The sequence below is a fragment of the Pantoea sp. ME81 genome (assembly GCF_903970985.1).
In the GTDB taxonomy this organism is placed as follows: domain Bacteria; phylum Pseudomonadota; class Gammaproteobacteria; order Enterobacterales; family Enterobacteriaceae; genus Pantoea; species Pantoea communis.
This window is the reverse complement of the sequence record NZ_CAJCKS010000003.1, coordinates 38654-62704: the sequence shown is the minus strand read 5'-3', so window position 1 is coordinate 62704 and position 24051 is coordinate 38654. Positions and strand designations below refer to the sequence as shown.

Below are 24051 nucleotides of genomic sequence, written 5' to 3'. Positions count from 1 at the left end.
GAAAACGCCCCGGACGGACAGAAAATGAAGAATGTAGGCTTTATTGGTTGGCGTGGCATGGTCGGCTCTGTGCTGATGTCACGCATGAGTGAAGAACGCGATTTTGATGTGATCAATCCGGTCTTCTTCTCCACGTCTCAGCTTGGTCAGGCAGCACCGACATTCGGCGGCAAGTCGACCGGTGCGCTGCAGGATGCTTTTGATATCGAGGCGCTGAAGGCGCTGGATATTATTATCACCTGCCAGGGCGGTGACTACACCAGTGAAGTTTACCCTAAGCTGCGTGAAAGCGGCTGGCAGGGTTACTGGATTGATGCGGCCTCGACGCTGCGCATGAAAGATGACGCCATCATCATTCTCGATCCGGTTAACCACAATGTGATTCGTCAGGGCCTCGACAACGGTATCAAAACCTTCGTCGGCGGTAACTGTACCGTCAGCCTGATGCTGATGTCACTCGGCGGCCTGTTCGCTAACGATCTGGTGGAGTGGGCCTCTGTCGCTACTTATCAGGCGGCGTCGGGCGGCGGTGCGCGCCATATGCGTGAACTGCTGACCCAGATGGGCATGTTGCACGACCACGTGGCGAAATCCCTGCAGGATCCGGCTTCGGCGATTCTGGATATCGAACGCAGCGTCACCGATTTCACCCGTTCAGGCACTTTGCCGACCGACAACTTCGGCGTACCGCTGGCGGGCAGCCTGATTCCATGGATCGATAAGCAGCTGGATAATGGCCAGAGCCGCGAAGAGTGGAAAGGCCAGGCAGAAACCAACAAGATTCTGCGCACCAGCAGCGTGATCCCAGTGGATGGTCTGTGTGTGCGCGTCGGTGCACTGCGCTGCCACAGCCAGGCATTCACCCTGAAGCTGAAAAAAGATATCCCGCTGAATGAAATCGAGCAGCTGCTGGCTTCTCATAACGAATGGGTGAAAGTGGTGCCAAATGACCGCGAAATCACCATGCGTGAACTGACGCCAGCGGCCGTCACCGGCACGTTGACCACGCCGGTTGGTCGTCTGCGCAAACTGAACATGGGGCCGGAATACCTTTCCGCCTTTACCGTGGGCGATCAGCTGCTGTGGGGCGCGGCTGAACCGCTGCGCCGCATGTTGCGTTTGCTGATCGACTAAGCGCAGCGACAAACCAGACAGGCCGGGATTTCCCGGCCTTTTTTATGCCAACCAGGTTGCAAAACTTAACCCAAATTGCGCCTGACAAGTGATCCGCTTCCCCTTTTTGCTTGCCCGACAAGATTTTTTTGCTTTCCCCCCTGGCTTCTGCCAGCCCCAAGCTATGATTTAACAGTGATGTGCCGGTTGTTAACTGTTTTTGCTTTCCGAACTGAATGGTTGTTGTACACGGCAAAGATCTTCTCCCATGGACGGTGTCCTCTCTTGCTGGTGTACGTATGGCTCAATGAAAAGCAGCGCACCAGAGGCGGCATTGTTGTCCACTCCGGTCGCCTGCGCAAAATCATAGGAAGAAAGTCATGTCAGAGCTTCCCGATCGCCAGGCGATCAATGCCCTTTTTGCCGGGAATTATGCCGATCCCTTCTCTTTTTTGGGGATGCACCAAACTGTCGAAGGCCTTGAAGTGCGCGCGCTGCTGCCCGATGCCTCCGAAGTCTGGGTGATTGAAACCAACACCGGACGCAAATGCGCGCAGCTTAAATGTCTCGATTCACGCGGCTTCTTCTGCGGTGTGATCCCACGCCGTAAAAACCTGTTTCGCTATCAGTTGGCGGTCACCTGGCACGGCCAGCAAAACCTGATCGATGATGCCTATCGCTTCGGTCCTCTATTGGCCGAAATGGATGCCTGGCTGCTCGGCGAAGGCACGCATCTGCGCCCGTATGAAACGCTAGGTGCTCATAACGCGACCATCGATGGCGTCAGCGGCACCCGTTTCTCGGTGTGGGCACCGAACGCACGTCGCGTCTCCGTGGTGGGCGAATTCAATTTCTGGGACGGTCGTCGCCATCCGATGCGCTTCCGCCGTGAGCTGGGTATCTGGGAGCTGTTTGTGCCGGGCGCGGTGAATGGCCAGCTGTACAAATATGAAATTATTGATGCGTCAGGGCAGATGCGCATCAAAGCCGACCCGTTTGCCTTTGAAGCACAGATGCGCCCGCAAACCGCCTCGATGATCTGCGGCCTGCCGCCGAAAGTGGAGATGCAGCCGCAGCGCAAAGCCGCCAATGCGTTTGATCAGCCGATCTCGATTTACGAAGTGCATCTGGGGTCGTGGCGCCGCCACACCGACAACAACTTCTGGCTGAGCTACAAAGAGCTGGCCGAACAGCTGGTGCCTTACGTCAAAGAGATGGGCTTCACCCACATTGAACTGCTGCCGATCAACGAACATCCGTTTGACGGCAGCTGGGGCTATCAGCCTCTCGGCATGAATGCGCCCACGCGCCGCTTTGGTACCCGCGATGAGTTCCGCCACTTTATCGCCGCAGCGCACGATGCTGGCCTCAACGTGTTACTCGATTGGGTGCCGGGCCACTTTCCCAGTGACGATTTCGGATTGGCGAAATTTGATGGCACCGAACTGTATGAGCACAGCGATCCGCGTGAAGGCTACCATCAGGACTGGAACACACTGATCTACAACTTTGGTCGCCGCGAAGTCAGTAACTATCTCTCCGGCAACGCGCTGTATTGGATGGAGCGCTTTGGCATTGATGGCCTGCGTGTGGATGCCGTGGCATCGATGATCTACCGCGATTACAGCCGCAAAGAGGGCGAATGGGTGCCCAATCACTTCGGCGGCCGTGAGAACCTCGAAGCTATATCGTTCCTGCGCCACACCAACCGCACGCTGGGCCGCGCTGCACCGGGCACCATCAGCGTGGCAGAAGAGTCCACCGATTATCCGGGTGTGACACGCCCTTCTGAAGATGGCGGCCTCGGCTTCTGGTTTAAGTGGAACCTCGGCTGGATGCACGACACGCTGGACTATATGAAGCTTGACCCGGTGCATCGTCGTTATCATCACAACCTGATGACGTTTGGCATGCTGTACAACTACACCGAAAACTTCGTGCTGCCGCTGTCGCACGATGAAGTGGTGCACGGTAAACGCTCGATTCTTGATCGCATGCCCGGCGATGCGTGGCAAAAGTTTGCCAACCTGCGTGCCTATTACGGCTGGATGTGGGGCTTCCCCGGTAAAAAGCTGCAGTTTATGGGCAACGAGTTTGCTCAAGGCCGCGAGTGGAATCACGATTCGAGCCTCGACTGGCATCTGCTGGAGGGCGAAGACAACTGGCACAACGGCGTACAGCGTCTGGTGCGCGATCTCAACCACAGCTATAAACACTTCACGCCATTACATCAACTGGATTTCGATGCGCAGGGCTTTGAATGGCTGGTGGTCGACGATCATGAAAACTCGGTGTTTGTGTTTGCACGTCGCGATCGTGACGGCAATGAAATCATTGTCGCCAGTAATTTCACGCCGGTGGTGCGCCATGACTATCGCTTTGGCGTTAATCAGCAAGGCGGCTGGCGTGAGGTACTGAACACCGACCAACAGGATTATCACGGCAGTGATGTGCGCAATCATGGGGTGGTGCATACCGATGTGATTGAGAGCCACGGTCGGCCGCAATCGCTTAGCCTGGTCTTGCCGCCGCTGGCCACGATTTGGCTGGTGCGGGAGGGCGACTGATGCTGGAGACCGGGCAGCCGATGCCGTTGGGCGCCCATTATGATGGGCGCGGCGTAAACTTCACGCTGTTTTCCCGCCATGCCGAGCAAGTGGAGCTGTGCCTGTTTGACGCGCACGGCGTTGAACGGCGCTTTGCGCTGCCCGCGCGCAGTGGGGATATCTGGCACGGCTATTTTCCGGCATTAAAGCCCGGCCAGCGTTACGGCTATCGCGTGCACGGACCATGGGCACCGCAACAAGGACATCGTTTCAACCCGGCAAAATTACTTGTCGATCCCTGCGCGAAAGCGGTGGTGGGGGATATTCCCGACGATCCGCGTTTTAGCGGTGGTGAGCAGCAGCCGGATGAGCAGGATAACGCCGCCATTGCGCCCAAATCGCTGGTGATCGCTGAAGATTTTGACTGGGATGATGAGAAACCACTGCGTACGCCGTGGGGCAAGACGGTGGCGTATGAGGCGCACGTGCGCGGCTTAACCCGGCAACATCCGGAAATTCCGGAAAGGCTGCGCGGGACTTATGCGGCACTGGGCCATCCTGCTATGGTGAAGTACTTGCGCCATCTCGGTATTACCGCGCTGGAACTGCTGCCGATAGCGCACTTCGCCAGCGAGCCGCGTCTGCTACGACTCGGGCTGAGTAATTACTGGGGTTACAACCCGTTCGCGCTGTGGGCGGTGGATCCCCGCTACGCGTCCGGCGAGCAGGGTTTAACGCCCTTGCAGGAGTTTCAGCAGGCGGTGAAAGCGCTGCATGCGGCGGGTATCGAAGTGATCCTTGATGTGGTGTTCAACCACACTGCCGAGCTGGAAGAGATTGGCCCCAACATTTCACTGCGCGGCGTGGATAACGCCAGCTATTACTGGCTCGACGCGCAGGGTGAATATCAAAACTGGACCGGCTGCGGCAACACGCTCAATCTCAGCGATCCGCAGGTGATGGAATGGGCATTAGAAGCGCTGCGCTATTGGGTGCGGGACTGCCATATCGATGGCTTCCGTTTTGACCTCGCCAGCGTGCTGGGTCGTACGCCGGACTATCGGCAGGATGCGCCGCTGTTCACCGCTATTAAAGCCTGTCCGGTGCTGTCACAGGTCAAATTGATTGCTGAACCGTGGGATATCGGCCCCGGCGGCTATCAGGTGGGCAATTTTCCCGAAGGATTCGCGGAATGGAATGACCATTTCCGCGATGCCGCGCGCCGTTACTGGCTGCACGGCCAGCTCAATAATGGCGAATTTGCCCGGCGGTTTGCCGCCTCCAGCGATGTGTTCCAGCGAGAGGGACGCTTGCCGCACGCCAGTATCAATCTGATCACCGCGCATGACGGTTTTACGCTGCGCGACGTGGTGAGCTTCAACAATAAACACAATCAGGCCAATGGCGAAGACAATCGTGACGGCAGTAGCAGCAACTTCAGCCACAACCATGGCAAAGAGGGGCTACAGGTCAATTTCGATATTGTCGAACGTCGTCGGCGTAGCGTGCATGCTCTGCTGACCACGCTGCTGTTGGCGCAAGGTACACCGATGCTGCTGGCCGGGGACGAACGCGGTCACAGCCAGCACGGTAACAATAACGCGTACTGTCAGGACAACCCACTCACCTGGTTGCACTGGCATCAGGATGATTTTGGACTAGTCGACTTCACTGCCGCGTTAATCCGGCTGCGTCAGCGCATTCCTGCACTGACAGCGGATCGCTGGTGGCAGGAGGGCGATGGCAATGTGCAGTGGTTCAATGCCAGCGGCAAACCACTGGGAAATGAGGAGTGGGAACAGGGGGCGCACAGAATGCAGATCCTGCTCTCCAGCCGCTGGTTAATAACAATCAACGCCACGGAATCGGTGAGTGACCTTGCCTTACCAGACGGAGAGTGGCGTGCCATTCCTCCTTTCGCCGGGGAAGATAACCCCATCCTGACAACTGTCTGGCACGGGCCCGCACACGGCGTGTGTGTGTTCCTAAAGCAATCATAAGGAGTCAGACATGGTTAAGTTAGATAGAACAGATCCACTGATGCTGGCGCGCCAGCTCCCTACACAAACGGTGGCGTTGATCCTTGCTGGCGGGCGCGGTACGCGTCTGAAAGATCTCACCGCGAAACGCGCCAAACCTGCCGTTCATTTCGGCGGCAAGTTCCGCATCATCGACTTTGCGCTGTCGAATTGTATCAATTCGGGTATTCGGCGCATCGGCGTGATCACGCAATATCAGTCGCATACGTTAACGCAGCACATCCAGCGTGGCTGGTCGTTATTCAACGAAGAGATGAATGAATTTGTCGATTTGCTGCCGGCGCAGCAGCGTGCATCCACCGAGCATTGGTATCGCGGTACCGCCGATGCAGTTTCGCAGAACCTCGACATCATTCGCCGCTATCGAGCGCAATACATCGTGATTCTCGCCGGGGATCATATCTACAAAATGGATTACTCGCGGATGTTGCTCGATCACGCTGAACGTGGCGCGAAGTGCACCATCGCCTGCTTACCGGTGCCGCTCGCCGAAGCCACGGCGTTTGGTGTGATGGCGGTGGATGCGGACAACAACGTGGTGGATTTTGTGGAAAAACCGCCGAAGCCACCGTCGATGCCGGGCGATGACACCAAAGCGTTAGCCAGTATGGGGATCTACGTGTTTAACGCTGATTACCTCTACCAGCTATTGGAAGAGGATTTGCTGATCCCTGAATCGAGCCACGATTTCGGCAAGGATTTACTGCCAAAAATTGTCGCCAGCGGTGAAGCCTACGCGCACTCCTTTACGTTGTCGTGCGTACAGAACGATGAAAACGCCGAGCCTTACTGGCGTGACGTCGGAACGCTGGAAGCTTACTGGCGCGCGAATCTCGATCTGGCCTCGGTCACGCCGGAACTGGATATGTACGACCACGACTGGCCAATCCGTACGCATATGGAACCCTTGCCGCCCGCCAAATTTGTGCAGGATCGTTCGGGCAGCCACGGCATGACGATGAATTCACTGGTTTCCGGCGGCTGCATTATCTCCGGTTCCGTGGTGGTGAATTCGGTGTTGTTCCCACGCGTGCGCATTAACTCGTTTTGCAATATCGACTCATCGGTGCTGTTACCGGATGTGGTGATCAATCGTTCCTGTCGTCTGCGCCGTTGCGTGATTGATCGCGCCTGCGTGATTCCGGAAGGCATGGTGATTGGTGAAAACCCAGATGAAGACAGCCGCCGTTTTTACCGTTCAGAAGAAGGCATCGTTTTGGTGACGCGCGCCATGCTGGCCAAATTGGCTGGCTGACCACGAACGCAACGAGCAAGCACACAGGCAATCGCCGCGGGGAACGCGCGCGATAACACAATAGGGGTCCAGGATGCAGGTTTTACATGTCTGTTCAGAACTTTTCCCGCTGCTGAAAACCGGCGGGTTAGCTGATGTCGTCGGCGCATTGCCTCAGGCTCAGATTGCGGGTGGTACGGATGCGCGGGTATTGCTTCCCGCTTATCCGGATCTGCGTAAAGGGATTCCTGACACCGAGATCGTTGCGGAATTGCATACTTTTGCTGGCCCGGTCCGTTTATTATTTGGACAATTCAATGGAGTTGGCATTTATTTAATTGATGCGCCGGGATTGTATGAGCGTCCCGGCAGCCCTTATCACGACACATCGCAGTTTGCCTACGTGGATAACTATCTGCGTTTTGCGCTGCTGGGCTGGATGGGCGCCGAACTGGCCAGCGGGTTGGATACCTACTGGCAACCCGATGTGGTGCACGCGCATGACTGGCACGCAGGGTTAACCTGTGCTTACATCGCGGCCCGTGGACACCCGGCAAAAACGGTGTTTACCGTGCACAATCTGGCTTATCAGGGGTTGTTCAATGCGCGCCATCTGGATGAGATCCAGATCCCGCGCAGTTTCTTCACCATGCATGGCTTGGAGTTCTACGGACAAATTTCGTACCTCAAGGCGGGATTATTTTATGCCGATCATATTACGGCAGTCAGCCCGACGTATGCTCTGGAAATCACCCGGCCAGAATTTGGTTATGGCATGGAAGCGCTGCTGGAGCAGCGGCTCAAAGAGGGCCGGCTGAGTGGCATCCTGAATGGCGTTGACCCAGGCATTTGGGACCCGGCGCACGACCTGCTGCTGACGGCGCGTTACGACCGGGAAACGCTGGAGAGCAAAGCGGAGAACAAGCGCCAATTGCAGATCGCCATGGGCCTGAAGGTGGATGACAAAGTCCCCGTATTTTGTGTCATCAGCCGTTTGACCAAACAGAAAGGGCTGGATCTGGTGCTGGAAGCGTTACCGGGGCTATTGGCGCAAGGCGGCCAGCTGGTGCTGTTGGGCCAGGGCGATGCAGAGTTACAACAAGGTTTCCTCGCTGCGGCGGCGGAACATCCAGGCAGCGTCGGCGTGCAGATCGGTTATCACGAAGCCTTCTCACACCGCATTGTCGGTGGCGCCGATGTGATTATGGTGCCGAGCCGTTTTGAACCGTGCGGCTTAACTCAGTTGTACGGTTTGAAATACGGCACGTTGCCGCTAGTGCGCCGCACCGGCGGGCTGGCAGATACCGTGCAGGACAGTTCGCTGGAGAACCTCGCTGACGGGGTCGCAAGCGGTTTCAGTTTTGAAGACAGTAACGCCTGGTCGCTGTTGCGGGCGATTCGACGTGCTTTTGTCCTCTGGTCCCGTCCTTCTCTCTGGCGCTACGTTCAGCGGCAGGCGATGGGGATGGATTTTAGTTGGCAGGTGGCCGCACAAGCCTACCGCGATCTTTATCAACGTTTGCTGTAATCAGAGATTGGGATACTGGATATGAATGCACCTTTCACCTATGCCTCACCCACGCTAACGGTTGACGCACTGAAGCACTCAATCGCCTATAAACTGATGTTTACTATTGGTAAAGACCCGTCGATCGCCAATCAGCATGAGTGGCTTAACGCCGCCTTGCTGGCAGTGCGCGATCGTATGGTGGAACGTTGGTTGCGCTCAAGCCGTGCGCAGCTGTCGCAGGATGTGCGTCAGGTTTACTACCTGTCGATGGAATTCCTGATGGGACGCACGTTGGGCAATTCACTGCTGGCGATGGGCATCTATGACGATCTCAATCAGGCGCTGGACGAGATGGGGCTCGACCTCAGTGAACTGATGGACGAAGAGAACGATCCGGGGCTTGGCAATGGCGGCCTGGGTCGTTTAGCGGCCTGTTTCCTCGACTCGCTCGCCACCCTCGGCTTACCGGGACGCGGTTATGGCATTCGTTATGACTACGGCATGTTCAAGCAGAACATTGTCGACGGTCAGCAGCGTGAATCGCCGGATTACTGGCTGGAATATGGCAATCCGTGGGAGTTCCAGCGCTTCAATACCCGCTACAAAGTCCGCTTTGGTGGCCGTCTGCAGCATGAAGGTGCGCGCGTACGTTGGCTGGAAACCGAAGAGATTATCGCGGCGGCTTACGATCAAATCATTCCGGGTTTCGACACCGATGCCACCAACACGCTGCGCTTGTGGAGCGCGCAGGCCAGCAATGAGATCAACCTCGGCAAGTTTAACCAGGGGGATTACTTTGCGGCGGTGGAAGATAAAAACCATTCAGAGAACGTATCGCGCGTGCTCTATCCGGATGATTCTACCGATTCTGGTCGTGAACTGCGTTTGCGTCAGGAGTATTTCCTCGTCTCCGCCACGGTGCAGGATATTTTGAGTCGCCACTGGCAAATGCATGAAACCTGGGACAACCTGGCGGATAAAATTGCTATCCATCTCAATGACACCCACCCGGTTTTAGCCATCCCTGAATTGATGCGCTTGTTGATCGACGATCACAAGTTCAGCTGGGATGACGCTTTTGAGGTCACTTGCCAGGTGTTCTCTTACACCAACCACACATTGATGAGTGAAGCGCTGGAAACCTGGCCGGTGGATATGTTCGGCAAGATTCTGCCGCGCCACCTCAGCATTGTGTTTGAAATCAATGATTACTTCCTGAAAACCATCCAGGAATACTATCCGGATGATTGGGATTTGATGTCACGCATCTCGATCATCGACGAAAACAACGGCCGTAAGGTGCGCATGGCGTGGCTGGCGGTGGTGGTCAGCCATAAAGTGAATGGCGTTTCAGAGCTGCATTCCAATCTGATGGTGCAGTCGCTGTTTGCTGATTTTGCGCGCCTGTTCCCGGGGCGTTTCTGTAATAAAACCAACGGCGTGACGCCGCGTCGCTGGCTGGCGCTGGCTAACCCGGCGCTTTCTGATGTGCTGGATGAGACGATTGGTCGCACCTGGCGAACCGACCTCAGTCAGCTGAGTGATCTGACGCCACACGTTGATTATCCGGCCTTTATCGAGCAAATTTCCGACGCCAAATTCGCCAATAAAAAACGTCTGGCGGATTGGGTGGCGAAGAACATGGATATCGTGCTGGATCCGCATGCGCTGTTCGATGTGCAGATCAAACGTATCCATGAATATAAGCGTCAGCTGCTTAACGTACTGCACGTCATCACCCGTTATAACCGCATCAAAGCCGATCCCACCGCGGATTGGGTGCCACGCGTCAATATCTTCGCCGGTAAAGCCGCATCGGCCTATTACGTGGCGAAGCACATCATCCATCTGATCAACGATGTTGCCAACGTGATCAACAACGATCCGCAGGTGAAGAACAAGCTGAAGGTGGTGTTTATTCCTAACTACAGCGTGAGCCTGGCGCAGATCATTATTCCGGCGGCGGATCTCTCCGAGCAGATCTCTACAGCGGGTACCGAGGCGTCCGGCACCAGTAACATGAAGTTTGCCCTCAATGGCGCGTTGACCATCGGCACGCTGGATGGTGCGAACGTCGAGATGCGCGAGCATGTGGGTGCGGAGAATATCTTTATCTTCGGCAACACCACACCGCAGGTCGAGCAGTTGCGCAAGGATGGCTACAACCCGCGTAAATATTATGAGGAAGATGCCGAGCTGCACCAGGCGCTAACGCAAATTGCCAGTGGTGCATTCAGCCCGGGAGAGCCAGGTCGCTATCGCAATCTGTTTGATGCGCTGGTGAACTTCGGCGATCACTATCAGCTGCTGGCCGATTATCGCAGCTATGTGGATGCGCAGGATAAGGTGGACAAGCTTTATCGTCAGCCGGATGAGTGGCAGCGCCGTGCGGCATTGAATATCGCCAACATGGGCTACTTCTCAGCAGACAGGACGATCCAGGAGTACGCGGATGAGATTTGGCATATTTCGCCGGTGAGATTGTAAGGTATGAAATGGGTCGCCATTAAAGGCGACCCTGAACGCAATGGATGAGATTTTCGAAGGGTGCGCTTTTATGCGCACCTATAAAGCATTACTTGAGAGTGATGCTTTTCACGATCGCATCAGCATCGCTCTGTGCCTGCTGCTGATTGTCGGCTGGAAGAGTGATCTGCAGGGTCAGCAATTTGCCATCCACTTTTGCCAGAATCACGGAAGACCATGAGGTTTGGTTGTTGGCCGAAATCACGGTATCCAACTGCTGAGCTGGCTGATCTTTCAGCGTCACCGCTTTGTTAGAAACGACCTGCAACTGCGGATCGCGACCGCGTTGCTGCTGTTCCAGACGCTGTGACAAGGCATCCAGCGCTTCGTTGGTCGGATCGCCCGCAATCACAATAATCGCGCGCTGGCCGGTTTCATCGGCGTACACATGCATATTGGTAGATTCAGAACCGAGTTTACCGCTTTTATCAGACATGCCCGCCGGCAGACTGAAGCTCAGTTTGCCGTCCATCAGGTTCACCGTCTGGGCTGACTGGCTGGCGCTGGCACCGTTGCTGCCTGCCGCCGCATCTTCTTTCTTCTGATCACAGGCCGCAAGACCTAACACCAACAAACCAATACCCGCATATTTCACTAAGTTACGCATTCTTTTCCCTTTGATGATTCCAGTCAGGTGCTTTCTACCCGGTATAAAAACGGAATCGGCGGTCAAAAGCAACCGCCGGTTTGTCAGGAAATCTTAGCGCGCTGCGACGTTTCGTCTATGTGCAATTAGCCGAAATTGATCTGACGCTGTGTCGAGCGCTCTGCCAGACGTTTTAGCAGGCTGTTCAGCAACACACCGTAAGCAGGCAGGAAGAAAATCATGCAGATCAGCACTTTGAAGCTGTAATCCACCAGTGCGATCTCCACCCAATGCGCGGCCATGAACGGGTCCGGGCTCTTGTAGAAGGCGATGAAAAAGAAGGCCAGCGTATCGCTGATATTGCCGAGGAACATGGCTGCAGCAGGGGCGATCCACCACTGCGGTAAACGACGCAAACGGTTAAAAACGTGGACATCCAGAATCTGACCGAGCGCATAGGCCATAAAGCTGGCACTGGCGATACGTGCGACAAACAGATTCACCTGTTCCAGCGATGCCCATCCTTGCCATTCGCCCTGGTAAAACACACAGGACACCACGTAAGAGATAAACAGCGCCGGGATCATCACCGCCAAAATAATACGACGGGCTAACGGCGCGCCAAAGATGCGCACGGTGAGATCGGTAGCGAGGAAGATAAATGGAAAGCTAAAGGCACCCCAGGTGGTGTGGAAGCCGAAGATGGAAACCGGCAGCTGGACCAGATAGTTACTGGAAGTGATCACCAGCAGATGGAATAGGGAAAGCCAAAACAGCGCATGCATGCGCTGACGTGCAGAGAAATCAATCATGTCTGACCTTTTTGAGTAATGGGGTGAGGGAACCCAACAATCCTCTTCATACTTTGCGTTGTCGCTTCGTTGGCTACGTTCGCGTACCCCAGCCACTTACTTATGTAAGCTCCTGGGGATACACGCACTTGCCGCCTTGCTAAAACGCGAATTATTTCGAGGATTAAGCAATTTGGTAAAAAAACGGCGGCATCTTAGCGCGTTGCGCAATTAATGCAATGGTTAATTTTAACGCAATCGTTATCGCCTTGCGCTGTGCATTTAGCGCGCTAGAATGAGCGCCCATCTTGAATGAAGACAGAGAATCATGAGCGATCCCTTTTCTGCGCCGGACCACAAGCTTGATGCCCTTGGCCTGCGCTGCCCTGAGCCGGTAATGATGGTGCGCAAAACCGTGCGCACCATGCAGGCGGGCGAAACCTTACTGATCATTGCCGATGATCCGGCCACCACGCGTGATATTCCCGGTTTTTGCCGCTTTATGGAACATCAGTTGCTGGCACAGCAGACGGAAACGCTGCCGTACCAGTATCTGATTCAGAAGGGCACGGCTTAACGCTGTCGCAGCAATCGCAAAGCGTTGGCTGTGACCAGCGCTGTTGCACCTGAATCTGCCAGCACCGCCAGCCACAAACCGGTGAAACCGAGCAGTGTGGTGATCAGGAAAATGCCTTTCAGCCCCAGCGCTATCGCGATGTTTTGACGGATGATGGCGCGCGTGCGACGGGCCAGTGCGATAGTGCGTGGCAGAATTGCCAGACGGTTTTGTGTCAGCGCGGCGTCGGCGGCTTCCAGCGCGACATCGGTGCCGCTGCCCATGGCAATGCCAATCGTGGCCGCTTTCATCGCCGGGGCGTCGTTAATGCCATCGCCTACCATGGCCAGCGGCTGCTGCTCCTCCAGTTTGCGCACCATCTCCACTTTATCGGCAGGCAACAAGCCGGCGCGATAATCGATGTTGAGTTGCGCCGCCATCGACGCCGCCGCACGGGGGTTATCGCCAGTCAGCATCAGGCTATTGATGCCCAGCGCTTGCAACTGCGCCAGCGCCGTGACGGCTTCCTCACGTAGCTGATCCTGCAACGCCAGGGTGCCGATGACGGTCTCATCCTGTAACAGCACCACCACAGTTTTACCTTGAGCTTCCCGTTGCGCGATCGCCTGCTGCTGATCGACCGTGAGCGTGCTGGCATCGCGTGGTGCCAGCAGCTGATAGGTCACGCCATCAATCTGCGCACGGATGCCGCTGCCAGCCAGCGTTTGCTGCTGCCGGGCGCGCGGTAGCCTGAGCTGGCGCTTTTCGGCCTCACGCACGATGGCGATCGCCAATGGATGGCTGGAACCTTGCTCCACTGCCGCCGCAATGCTCAGCAGTGCATTTGCTTCCATCGCACTGAAAGATTCGACCTCGGTCACCTGCGGTTTACCCAGTGTGAGGGTACCGGTTTTATCGAATGCGATGGTCTGGATGCGGCTGAGACGTTCCAGCGCGGCGCCACCTTTGATCAGGGCGCCCTGTCGCGCGGCCGCCGCTAAGCCAGAGGTGATTGCAGCGGGGGTAGAAATCACCAGCGCACAAGGGCAACCAATCAACAGCAGCGTCAGGCCTTTATAAATCCACGGCAACCAGGCGGCCCCTGCCAGTAGTGGCGGTAGCACCATTACCAACAGCGCCAGCAACATAATGGCGGGTGTATAGATGCGGCTGAAGCGATCGATAAAGCGCTCAACCGGTGCACGGTGGCTTTCAGCTTCTTCGATGAGCTGCAGGATGCGATCAATCGCGCTCTGGCCAGGTTCGGAGATGACTTTCAGCGTGACCAGGCGATCCACGCTGGTGGCGCCAGCCATCACCGTTTCGCCCGGCTTACGGGCAACCGGCACGGACTCGCCCGTCAGCGCACTTTCATCAAAACTGGCGCTCTGGTTCAGCAGCTCGCCATCGGCCGGCAAACGACCGCCAGCCGCGACTTCAATCGTATCGCCAGGATGCAAGTCAGCCAGCGCCACCTGCTCGCGCTGCGTGCCTTTCAAACGCGTAGCAGTATCGGGGCGCAGTGCCATTAACGCCGTCACACCGCGTCGTGCGCGAGAAGCTGCAAATGACTCCAGCCGTTCACCCAGTTGGAACAGCAACAGCACCATCGCGGCTTCGGCATGTGCGCCAATCACCAACGCACCGGTGGCGGCAAGGGTCATCAGGGTTTCGATACTGAAGGGTGAACCGCCTCGCAGCAGTTTCCACGCACTGAATGCAATCGGAGCCAGGCCGATCAGCGTGGTCACTACAAACAGGCGATCGCCCCATACCGGAGAAACCTGGCTCAGCAGCCAACTGGCAAGCATCAGCAGCGCCAGTAACAGCAAACCGGCATTTTCCTGCCAGCGGCGTTGCGGTGCGGGCTGAGATTGCGGATCGTTTGAGGTCAGGGTAAAACCGACATTTTTGACGGCCTGTTCGATGGCCGGGCGAATATCCTGGTCGGCATCCACCACCAGTTTTTCACTGGCAAAAATCACGCGAGCGGTGCGCACCTGCGCCAGCTGTTGTACAGCACTTTCAATTTTTCGCGCGCAGCTGGGGCAATCCATTCCGGCAATCTGCCAGCGGAATTGATGAGATGTGGATGAGGGCCTGTCGCTTTCGGCGTCGCTTTCGCCGCCGGGACTGCCGCTGTCGTTGTCACAGCAACCGCAACCACTTTCTGGTGTGGCGGGGAGGGCGGCTGAGATTTTCAGCGTCGTAGGTGAAACACTGCGAATGGCGCACAGCGGCTGGGTTTTGCTGTGGGATTTTCCACAACGGCATGAATGAGAATGGGCGTGCATAGAGCCTCCGGGATCAATGCGGGCCACTGCCCGCATCCCGAATGCTACACTCTGGAGTCAACTCCAGAGTCAAGCAAAAGGTCATCTTTTCTTCAATACAGCCACAGCGAACGCACAATCATAAAGTGGCCGGCGAAGTAGCAAGCGGCAACAATGGCGCTATCGGCACTGAAACGGCGGCGATAATGGGTGATAAACCAGATAATGTTGCCTAATAGCAGCAGTCCGGCGCCAACCAATAGTGAGAAGCTGTAATCCGTCGGGCGGAAGAAGTAATTCTCTGCCGCCATCCAGTTCATCACCAGCGTCATCCCAATTAGGGTACAGATCGGCCAGCGCAAATCCTCCAGCTTCGACCAGATAATGCCAATCACCACCACCCCAATCACCAGCAGCGTGACCGGAATCGGCCAGAAGAAACTCATGGTCATGTGGGCAGCAAAGCTGATGGTGTAGAACAGATGTGACAAGAAGAATGCACCCAGTGCATAGAGCATTTGCTGGCGAGGCAGTAACGTCAGTGCATCACCGACCAGAGTGGCAATCAGGCCAGCCAGGATCAGATAGTCGGTGGTATTCAGTGTGGGTGCTTGCCATGCCCAGGCGACCAGCAACAGCAAGGTAACGGGTTTGAACAGCCAGCGTTGCCACTGCGGGCCGCGGTATGAAGCATCAACGTACAGCCAACCGGAAAAAAGTACGGCAAGGAAAGACCAAAGCATGTTTTCTCCCTTTTCTGAACGTGCTGTTCAGAGTCATGAATTTTCCCAAAATCGCGATCTCAGTGTAAGTTACCGGCGACGAATGTGACAATCGGTCAACTCTGGTTGTATGCTTTATCGTCTTTTACTGTTCCGACATTAACGCAAAGTGCGAGAGAAAACATGAGCAAACCACCGCTAATCTTTTTCATCGTTCTGGCGATTATTGCCGTATTGGCGACCCGTCAGTTTATTAAGCAACGCCGTGAAACCGCGGTAAATGATGCTTCACCGATTCGCTCACTGAGCGTAGAAGTGAAAACCAAACGTGAGTTCCCTTCCCCCAATCGCCGTTCGCGCCAGCGTGAAGAGATTGTGGCTGAAGATATGAAGTACGAAGCCTGGTTTCATCCACTCAATGGGGCGAGTGATATCAAGGTGGTGGTGAGCGCCGATGACTATCATCATATCGATAAGGGCGCGAAGGGAGAGTTGAAAATGCAGGGCAGTCGCTTTGTCAGTTTCACGCCTGCGCAATAAAACGGGCCGCTGCAGCGGCCCGTATCGTTACATCTTCGGGTAATGCTTTTTCTGCCACGCCAGCAGTTCAAACACACCAAAAAAGAAAATCTTCGCTTGCGTGACGCCACTGAGTTTTGGCGCCTCTTTCGGTTGGGTAGCGCGCAGCAACACCAGCTGCAAGCCGTGCATGATCACCATAAAGAACAGTGCCACATGCACAAAGTAGCGCAGCGGTGTCGGGAAAGGATGCACCAGATTGAGCAGCAGAAATGCCCAGACGCAAATCATCAGTAATCGTCCCAGATTAAGCCACATCGTGCGTCTCCTGTTGGCGTTGATAAAGGCGATATGCCACCTGACCGGCAATTTTTTCGCGGTACAAGTCCCAGTTAGCGGGCGCCACAGGCGTGCCGTGCTCCACTTCGCTTTCGACGTAAATCAGTGCGTTCTCTGCCAGCCAGCCGTTGTTTTCCAGCAGCGTCAGCGTCTCCAGCAGTAATCCTTTACGAAATGGTGGATCAACAAACACCACATCGAACGGCTCTCCGGGTTGGCTCAACCACTGTAGCGTATTGGTCTGCACGACGTTGCCTTGCGTCGCACGCAGGGTTTGCAGATTCTGCGACAGCTGTTGGGCGACGGAACGTTCCATCTCAAGCAGCGTAGCAGACGCCGCATAGCGTGACAGTGCTTCCAGGCCGAGCGCACCGCTACCGGCGAAGCAATCGAGACAACGCGCTTCCTGAATATCCGGCGCTAACCAGTTAAACAGGGTTTCACGCACGCGATCGGTGGTCGGGCGCAGACCCGCGCTATCCGGCACCGGTAATTTGCGACCGCGCCACTGTCCGCCAATGATACGAATCTGGCCAGCAGCGCCGCTGCTGCGGGGGGATTTACTCATTTTGCTCACAACTCGTCATAATTTGTTGCGTAGTTTAACGGGCGTGGCAGGCAGAAGAAACGTAAAAAAGGGTGCTGTGGTGCGCTGGCTGGAAAGTGTTAGACTACTGAGTTGATATGGCGCGCGTAATTGCCTGATTTTTACGCCGCTCACGAACAAAAAATTGACTTTTTTATCCCCTGGGAACAGCGTGCTACCGGGAATAAGCCATCGAGGAGTGTGGTTACACAATGGCAAAAGAGAAAAAACGTGGCTTTTTTTCCTGGCTAGGCTTTGGCAAAGAAGAAGAGAAGCAGCAGCCTGCGGAAGAGCAGCAACCGGCCGAAGCGGCGCAACAGCCGATCGCTGAAGAGAGCGCGTTAGCAAGCGCCGAAGCGCAGGCGGAAGAGACGGTTGCCGTCACTGAGCACGTAGCCGAAGAACAACGGGCACAGCCGGAAGCGGTGGTGTCCAAGCCGATCACGGCAATTGAAGAGGAAGTGCTACCGGAGGAGGAAATCCATCCGGACGTAGCACCTGTCGAAGAAGAGCCTCAGGCAGAAGAACTGATTGTTGAAGCGCCTGCTGCGCAGCACGAGCCGGAGATCGAAGAAGCGTCCGTTGCGCCAGTAGTTGCACAGTACGAGCCGGAAATCGAAGAAGCAGTCGTTGAGCCAGTGATTGCGCAGCACGAGCCAGAGATCGAAGAAGCGGTCGTTGAGCCAGTGGTTGCGCAGCATGAGCCAGAGATCGAGGAAGCGGCTGTTGAGCCACTCGTTGCGCAGCATGAGCCGGAAATCGAAGAAGCAGCCGTTGAATCGGAAGACGACGCGTTAAGCGACGAAGAACTTGAAGCCTTGGCGTTGGCCGAAACCTATGCGGAAGACGCTGAAGCCGAAGCGCAGGATACCGTCAGCGATTTACCGCTGGCCACAGCGCCGCTGGTCACGCAGGAGCAGGATCGTCCGACCAAAGAGGGCTTCTTTGCTCGCCTCAAGCGCAGCCTGGTCAAAACCCGAGAAAACCTCGGTTCCGGTTTTGTTAGCCTGTTCCGCGGCAAAAAAATCGATGATGACCTGTTTGAAGAGCTGGAAGAGCAGTTGCTGATTGCTGATGTGGGTGTAGAGACCACGCGCCGCATCATCACCAATCTGACGCAGCAGGCTAACCGCAAACAGCTGCGCGATGCTGAAGCATTGTACGGACTGCTGAAAACTGAAATGGCCGGCATTCTGGAAAAAGTGGATCAGCCACTGGATGTGGGCGGCAAAGCGCCATTTGTTATCCTGATGGTAGGCGTCAACGGTGTGGGTAAAACCACCACTATCGGTAAGCTGGCGCGTCAATATCAGGCTCAGGGCAAATCAGTGATGTTGGCGGCGGGTGATACCTTCCGTGCAGCAGCAGTGGAACAGCTTCAGGTCTGGGGTCAGCGTAACAACATTCCTGTGGTGGCTCAGCATACGGGTGCTGACTCGGCTTCCGTTATCTTCGACGCCATTCAGGCCGCGAAGTCACGCAACGTCGATGTACTCATTGCAGATACCGCTGGTCGCCTGCAGAACAAAGCCCATCTGATGGAAGAGCTGAAAAAAATCACCCGCGTGATGAAAAAGCTGGATGAGGATGCACCACATGAAGTGATGTTAACCCTCGATGCCAGCACCGGGCAAAACGCCGTTAGCCAGGCCAAACTGTTCCATGAAGCGGTGGGACTGACAGGCATCACGCTGACCAAGCTCGACGGCACCGCCAAAGGTGGTGTGATCTTCTCGGTTGCCGATCAGTTTGGCATTCCGATTCGTTATATCGGTGTCGGGGAAGGCATCGAGGATTTACGGCCGTTTAAGGCCGCAGACTTTATTGAGGCACTGTTTGCCCGAGAGGAATGATTGGGATGATTCGCTTTGAAGAGGTCAGTAAAGCATACCTGGGAGGACGTCAGGCGCTGCAGGGAGTGGATTTCCATCTTCGCCCCGGCGAAATGGCATTCCTGACCGGCCACTCCGGTGCAGGGAAAAGTACCTTGCTGAAGCTGATTTGTGGCATTGAGCGCCCGAGCGCCGGGCAAATCTGGTTTAGTGGCCACGATATTTCACGTCTGCGTCGCAGCGAAGTGCCTTTCCTGCGACGTCAGATCGGGATGATTTTCCAGGATCACCACTTGCTGATGGATCGTTCGGTCTATGACAACGTGGCGATTCCACTGATCATTTCCGGCGCCAGCGGTGAGGATATTCGTCGCCGTGTATCGGCAGCGCTGGATAAAGTCGGCTTGCTCGACAAAGCGAAGAGTTATCCGATCCAGCTTTCTGGTGGTGAACAGCAACGTGTGGGTATTGCCCGCGCGGTGGTGAACAAACCTGCGGTGCTGCTGGCGGACGAACCCACCGGTAATCTGGATGATGCCCTGTCAGAAGACATTCTGCGCCTGTTTGAAGAGTTCAATCGCGTTGGTGTGACCGTCTTAATGGCGACGCATGACACCGGGCTGATTGCCCGCCGCAATTACCGCTTGATGACGCTGAATCAGGGACGCCTGCACGGAGGCCATGATGGTCAATAAACGCAATAAGCGCCCAGCGGCGCCGAAGGCGGCGAAGGCGCCTTCAAAAAGTAAGGCGCTGAAAGGCGGCTGGCAGGAGCAGTGGCGCTATGCGCTGCGCGGTACGCTCTCGGATATGTGGCGTCAGCCGCTGGCCACGCTGCTGACCGTGATGGTGATTGCCATCTCGCTGACGCTGCCGAGCGTCTGCTATATGGTGTGGAAAAACGTCAGCCAGGCGGCGACGCAGTGGTATCCGGCACCGCAGTTGACGGTGTATCTGGATAAAGCGCTGGATGATACGGCGGCTGAGAATGTCGCTGCTGAGCTGAAAAAGTTAGATGGCGTGGATAACGTTAACTATCTGACCCGTGAAGAAGCGCTGAATGAGTTCCGCAACTGGTCTGGTTTCGGCGGTTCAATGGACATGCTGGAGCAAAACCCGCTGCCTGCCGTGGCCATCATCACGCCGAAACTGAATTTCCAGAATTCAGACACTATGGCTAACCTGCGCGACCGCGTGTCGAAAGTGCAGGGTGTGGATGAAGTGCGCATGGATGACAGCTGGTTTGCCCGTTTAGCAGCGTTAACCGGGCTGGTAGGGCAAATTGCTTCGATGATTGGTCTGCTGATGGTGGTGGCGGTGTTCCTGGTGATTGGTAACAGCGTGCGCCTGAGCATCTTTGCCCGTCGCGATACCATTAACGTGCAAAAGCTGATTGGTGCCACCGACGGCTTTATCTTGCGTCCGTTCCTGTATGGCGGCGCGCTGTTAGGTTTCAGTGGTGCAGTGCTTTCACTGCTGCTGTCCGAAGTGCTGGTACTGCGTCTGCAATCAGTCGTAGCGCAGGTGGCGACGGTGTTTGGCACCACCTTTGTTCTTGAAGGTTTTTCCTGGGACGAAGGGCTGCTACTGCTGCTCATCGCCGCCATTATTGGCTGGGTTGCCGCATGGTTAGCCACTGTACAACATTTACGCCGATTTACGCCGCAGTAACCAACAGCAACGTTTTTTGATATACTCTTCCTCTGCTGCCGACGATCTGGGAGCAGAGGAATCTTCCTATTTTCCCCGCCGTCATCTGTGTGTAAAATATTCACTGCTAATATTGAACTTGTGGATAACTTTGTCGTCCAAGTAGCACAGATTGCTTTTGGTTTTTTCGCGACGTTGACATAATGTAACGTCTGCGCAAAATACCGCGCAGCAAGTCCATTGAATTTGTGAGGGTTTGAATGACCAAAGAAATGCAAACTTTAGCGATTGCGCCTCTGGGTAACCTGGAATCTTATGTCCGGGCTGCCAACAACTGGCCGGTATTAACGGCAGAAGAGGAGAAGGCATTAGCGGAGAAACTGCATTACCAGGGCGATCTGGATGCAGCTAAGACGCTGATCCTGTCTCACCTGCGCTTTGTTGTTCATATTGCTCGTAACTACTCCGGTTACGGCCTGCCACAGGCGGACCTGATTCAGGAAGGTAACATCGGCCTGATGAAGGCGGTGCGTCGCTTCAACCCTGAAGTTGGCGTGCGTCTGGTGTCATTTGCCGTGCACTGGATCAAAGCAGAGATTCACGAATACGTGCTGCGTAACTGGCGTATCGTGAAAGTCGCGACCACGAAAGCCCAGCGCAAGCTGTTCTTTAATCTGCGTAAAAGCAAACAGCGTCTTGGTTGGTTTAATCAGGATGAAGTGGAGATGGTTGCGCGCGAGTTGGGCGTGAGCAGTAAAGATGTCCTCGAGATGGAATCTCGTATGGCCGCGCAGGATATGACTTTCGACATGTCTTCGGATGACGAAGCTGGCGAAGGTAAGCCGATGGCACCGGTACTCTATCTGCAGGATAAAACCTCAGACTTTGCCGACGGCATTGAAGAGGATAACTGGGATGCGCACGCTGCTGATAAGCTGAGCGATGCCATGCTGAGCCTTGATGAGCGCAGCCAGCACATCATCCGCGCCCGTTGGCTGGATGATGAGAACAAAACCACGCTGCAGGAGTTGGCCGACAAATATGGCGTCTCTGCAGAGCGTGTGCGTCAGCTGGAAAAGAACGCCATGAAGAAACTGCGTATGGCGATTGAAGCCTGAGAACCATCAGGTGAAAAACGGGGCGACTTTATAGTCGCCCTTTTTATTTGCCCGCAGTCCGTAGCCGCGCAATGTATTGCGCATCAGTCACCAACCCTGGCGCTTCAGGACAGCGCGATAAATCGCGCCATTACGTGTCCGCAATAATTAGCGCACCCAGCCATCGGCCTGCGCGCGAAAACCACAGGCCTGCATAAAGGCCGCGCGCACACTCTGATCGTCGTCGCCGTCATCGGCTACCCACCAATCTGCCAGCGCGCGATTCTGCGCGATAGTCTCTTCCAGCAAATATTGCCCGACTCCACGGCGGCGCGTCACTTCGCGCACGGTGAGGTGTGAAATCTTCCCCTGCGTGCCACAAATCTCCAGCTGCAACCCGCCCAACAGACGATCGTTAAACCTTGCCGCATACAAGCGCTGCGTCTCGCTTAATGCAGCCTCAAGTTGCGAAATATCGATCTGCGACCAGACTTTAGCTAAATCCAACCGATCCTGCGGCGTGAGTGCGGTGATTCGCTGAATAGTGAGCTTCATTACCCTTACCTGTACTGCTAGAAAGGCCATAGTGTAGCGAATTTAGACAGTCAGCGTGCTGTCACTTTTTTGCGATGAAAATAGGTCAAATGCCAGTCGCTTTGCCAGGATTGTGGAGGAAGTCATCAATGTTAGCTGAAAAAGCCAGCATAACGCGCTGGCATTTTGGCTAAAAACCGGCCATAAAAACCAGATGATTCTGCTGTGCAACGCGACTAATACTGAATATGTCAGTTGATTTACAGAAGAAAGTTCCTGTTTAATAACCTGAAAAATAAAGCCTTATTACCAATAAATGCCAGAAAAGAGCGCTAACTCATTATTCTTGAATCAGTTTTCCTCTTTGACTGGCAGAAAATAAACCAAACACAACGACACACGACACAACAGATGGGGAAGTTCGCATGAAAATGAGTAAAGGACGCGCATTACTGGCGGGTTGCGTTGCGCTGGCGCTGAGCCACGCGGCACTGGCGAAAGATATCAAGATTGCCATCGTTGGCGCAGCAACTGGTCCGGTTGCACAATACGGTGATATGCAGTTCACCGGTGCAGCGCAAGCCATTAAGGACATCAACGCCAAAGGTGGCGTGAACGGTGACAAACTGGTTGGCGTGGAATATGACGACGCCTGTGACCCGAAACAAGCGGTTGCAGTGGCCAACAAAGTGGTTAACGACGGCATCAAGTATGTGATCGGCCACCTGTGCTCCTCTTCTACTCAGCCTGCTTCCGACATCTATAACGATGAAGGCATTCTGATGATCACCCCAGCGGCAACCGCACCAGAGCTGACCGCGCGTGGCTATGCGGATGTGCTGCGTACTACCGGTCTGGATTCCGATCAGGGTCCAACCGCTGCAACTTACATTCTCAATGAGATCAAACCAAAACGTATCGCTGTGGTGCATGACAAGCAGCAGTACGGTCAGGGACTGGCCGAATCGGTGCAGAAAACCCTGAAAGCCAAAGGCGGCAATGTGGTGCTGTTCGAAGGTATCACCGCGGGCGATAAAGATTTCTCTACGCTGATTGCGCGTCTGAAGAAAGAAAACGTCGATTTCGTTTACTACGGTGGCTACTACCCAGAGCTGGGCCAGATTCTGCGCCAGGCAAAAGCAGCCGGTCTGACTGCTGGCTTCATGGGACCAGAAGGTGTAGGCAACGCCTCACTGTCTAACATCGCTGGTGATGCATCTGAAGGCCTGTATGTCACCTTGCCGAAACGTTATGACCAGTTGCCAGAGAACAAGGCGATTGTTGAAGCCATCAAAGCCAATACCGCGTCTAACCGTAAAGATCCAACCGGTCCGTTCGTCTGGACCACCTATGCGGCCATTCAGTCGCTGGTGGCCGGTATTGAACGTAGCAAGAGCGCTGAGCCAGATGCCATTGCTAAAAACCTGAAAGAGGGCGCAGCGGTTCCAACGGTGATGGGCAACCTGAACTGGGATCAGAAAGGCGACCTGAAAGGCTTCGAATTTGGTGTCTTCAAATGGCACAAAGACGGTTCTTCTACCGCTGTTAAGTAATTCCCAAGCTTAAATAGATTGGCCCTCTCTCTTGCCGGAGAGGGC

20 protein-coding genes are annotated in these 24051 nt (G+C 55.2%); 13 read left to right on the top strand and 7 right to left on the bottom strand.

Features of this window, described 5'->3' with window-relative positions; translation table 11 throughout:
* Positions 1-24: 24 nt before the first annotated feature.
* From asd to glgP, 6 genes are all read left to right on the top strand, one after another.
* Positions 25-1134 (top strand): aspartate-semialdehyde dehydrogenase, encoded by a 1110-nt coding sequence (gene asd / locus H7A81_RS01165; RefSeq protein ID WP_097118913.1) that lies wholly within the window; start codon positions 25-27, stop codon positions 1132-1134.
* A gap of 359 nt (positions 1135-1493) precedes the next feature.
* Positions 1494-3680 carry a 1,4-alpha-glucan branching enzyme gene (gene glgB / locus H7A81_RS01160; protein ID WP_182056473.1) on the top strand — a complete coding sequence of 729 codons (2187 nt, stop codon included), beginning with the start codon at positions 1494-1496 and terminating at the stop codon, positions 3678-3680.
* A complete protein-coding gene (glgX, locus tag H7A81_RS01155) occupies positions 3680-5659 on the top strand; it encodes a glycogen debranching protein GlgX (protein ID WP_182056472.1) in 1980 nt (659 codons plus the stop codon). The genes glgB and glgX overlap by 1 nt, the downstream gene beginning before the upstream one ends.
* 10 nt (positions 5660-5669) lie before the next feature.
* Positions 5670-6953, top strand: a complete 1284-nt coding sequence (glgC, locus tag H7A81_RS01150) for a glucose-1-phosphate adenylyltransferase (protein ID WP_034827087.1) — start codon at positions 5670-5672, stop codon at positions 6951-6953.
* 73 nt (positions 6954-7026) lie between these two features.
* On the top strand, positions 7027-8460 hold the full coding sequence (glgA, locus tag H7A81_RS01145; RefSeq protein ID WP_160868394.1) for a glycogen synthase GlgA: 1434 nt from the start codon (positions 7027-7029) through the stop codon (positions 8458-8460).
* A gap of 21 nt (positions 8461-8481) precedes the next feature.
* Positions 8482-10929, top strand: a complete 2448-nt coding sequence (gene glgP, locus H7A81_RS01140) for a glycogen phosphorylase (protein WP_182056470.1) — start codon at positions 8482-8484, stop codon at positions 10927-10929.
* 88 nt (positions 10930-11017) lie between these two features.
* Here the strand turns inward: glgP and H7A81_RS01135 are convergent, their stop codons facing one another.
* Both H7A81_RS01135 and H7A81_RS01130 read right to left on the bottom strand, forming a co-directional pair.
* Entirely contained in the window at positions 11018-11575 is a 558-nt protein-coding gene (locus H7A81_RS01135) for a DcrB family lipoprotein (RefSeq protein WP_034827084.1), read from the bottom strand.
* Between the two features lie 125 nt (positions 11576-11700).
* Positions 11701-12366, bottom strand: a complete 666-nt coding sequence (locus H7A81_RS01130; protein ID WP_034827083.1) for a 7-cyano-7-deazaguanine/7-aminomethyl-7-deazaguanine transporter — start codon at positions 12364-12366, stop codon at positions 11701-11703.
* A gap of 307 nt (positions 12367-12673) precedes the next feature.
* Here H7A81_RS01130 and tusA point away from each other — a divergent pair, with 307 nt between their 5' ends.
* Positions 12674-12922 carry a sulfurtransferase TusA gene (tusA, locus tag H7A81_RS01125; protein ID WP_034827082.1) on the top strand — a complete coding sequence of 83 codons (249 nt, stop codon included), beginning with the start codon at positions 12674-12676 and terminating at the stop codon, positions 12920-12922.
* On the opposite strand, the gene H7A81_RS01120 is transcribed toward tusA, so the two are convergent.
* Positions 12919-15195 carry a zinc/cadmium/mercury/lead-transporting ATPase gene (locus H7A81_RS01120; protein ID WP_182056468.1) on the bottom strand — a complete coding sequence of 759 codons (2277 nt, stop codon included), beginning with the start codon at positions 15193-15195 and terminating at the stop codon, positions 12919-12921. The genes tusA and H7A81_RS01120 overlap by 4 nt on opposite strands.
* Positions 15196-15287: 92 nt before the next feature.
* Positions 15288-15917 (bottom strand): lysoplasmalogenase, encoded by a 630-nt coding sequence (locus H7A81_RS01115; protein WP_182056467.1) that lies wholly within the window; start codon positions 15915-15917, stop codon positions 15288-15290.
* Between the two features lie 162 nt (positions 15918-16079).
* On the opposite strand from H7A81_RS01115, the gene H7A81_RS01110 reads away from it, so the two are divergent.
* Positions 16080-16436, top strand: coding sequence for a DUF2500 domain-containing protein (locus H7A81_RS01110; protein WP_160834062.1), 357 nt, complete (start codon positions 16080-16082; stop codon positions 16434-16436).
* 27 nt (positions 16437-16463) lie between these two features.
* Here the strand turns inward: H7A81_RS01110 and H7A81_RS01105 are convergent, their stop codons facing one another.
* Together H7A81_RS01105 and rsmD are read right to left on the bottom strand one after the other, a co-directional pair.
* Positions 16464-16733 carry a DUF1145 family protein gene (locus H7A81_RS01105; protein ID WP_034827067.1) on the bottom strand — a complete coding sequence of 90 codons (270 nt, stop codon included), beginning with the start codon at positions 16731-16733 and terminating at the stop codon, positions 16464-16466.
* Positions 16723-17322 carry a 16S rRNA (guanine(966)-N(2))-methyltransferase gene (rsmD, locus tag H7A81_RS01100; protein ID WP_058960042.1) on the bottom strand — a complete coding sequence of 200 codons (600 nt, stop codon included), beginning with the start codon at positions 17320-17322 and terminating at the stop codon, positions 16723-16725. The genes H7A81_RS01105 and rsmD overlap by 11 nt, the downstream gene beginning before the upstream one ends.
* Positions 17323-17552: 230 nt before the next feature.
* Here rsmD and ftsY point away from each other — a divergent pair, with 230 nt between their 5' ends.
* The 4 genes from ftsY (at position 17553) to rpoH (ending at position 21940) form a co-directional block, all read left to right on the top strand.
* Positions 17553-19193 carry a signal recognition particle-docking protein FtsY gene (ftsY, locus tag H7A81_RS01095; protein ID WP_182056465.1) on the top strand — a complete coding sequence of 547 codons (1641 nt, stop codon included), beginning with the start codon at positions 17553-17555 and terminating at the stop codon, positions 19191-19193.
* Between the two features lie 5 nt (positions 19194-19198).
* Complete coding sequence (gene ftsE / locus H7A81_RS01090; RefSeq protein ID WP_034827061.1) at positions 19199-19867, top strand: cell division ATP-binding protein FtsE; 669 nt, start codon at positions 19199-19201, stop codon at positions 19865-19867.
* Complete coding sequence (ftsX, locus tag H7A81_RS01085; RefSeq protein ID WP_058960044.1) at positions 19857-20843, top strand: permease-like cell division protein FtsX; 987 nt, start codon at positions 19857-19859, stop codon at positions 20841-20843. Before ftsE ends, ftsX begins: the two co-directional genes overlap by 11 nt.
* 239 nt (positions 20844-21082) lie before the next feature.
* Positions 21083-21940, top strand: a complete 858-nt coding sequence (rpoH, locus tag H7A81_RS01080; RefSeq protein ID WP_034827057.1) for an RNA polymerase sigma factor RpoH — start codon at positions 21083-21085, stop codon at positions 21938-21940.
* Between the two features lie 147 nt (positions 21941-22087).
* Here the strand turns inward: rpoH and panM are convergent, their stop codons facing one another.
* A complete protein-coding gene (gene panM / locus H7A81_RS01075; protein WP_058960046.1) occupies positions 22088-22474 on the bottom strand; it encodes an aspartate 1-decarboxylase autocleavage activator PanM in 387 nt (128 codons plus the stop codon).
* A gap of 404 nt (positions 22475-22878) precedes the next feature.
* Here panM and H7A81_RS01070 point away from each other — a divergent pair, with 404 nt between their 5' ends.
* Positions 22879-24006, top strand: a complete 1128-nt coding sequence (locus H7A81_RS01070; protein ID WP_045815772.1) for a branched-chain amino acid ABC transporter substrate-binding protein — start codon at positions 22879-22881, stop codon at positions 24004-24006.
* The last annotated feature ends 45 nt before the right edge of the window (positions 24007-24051 follow it).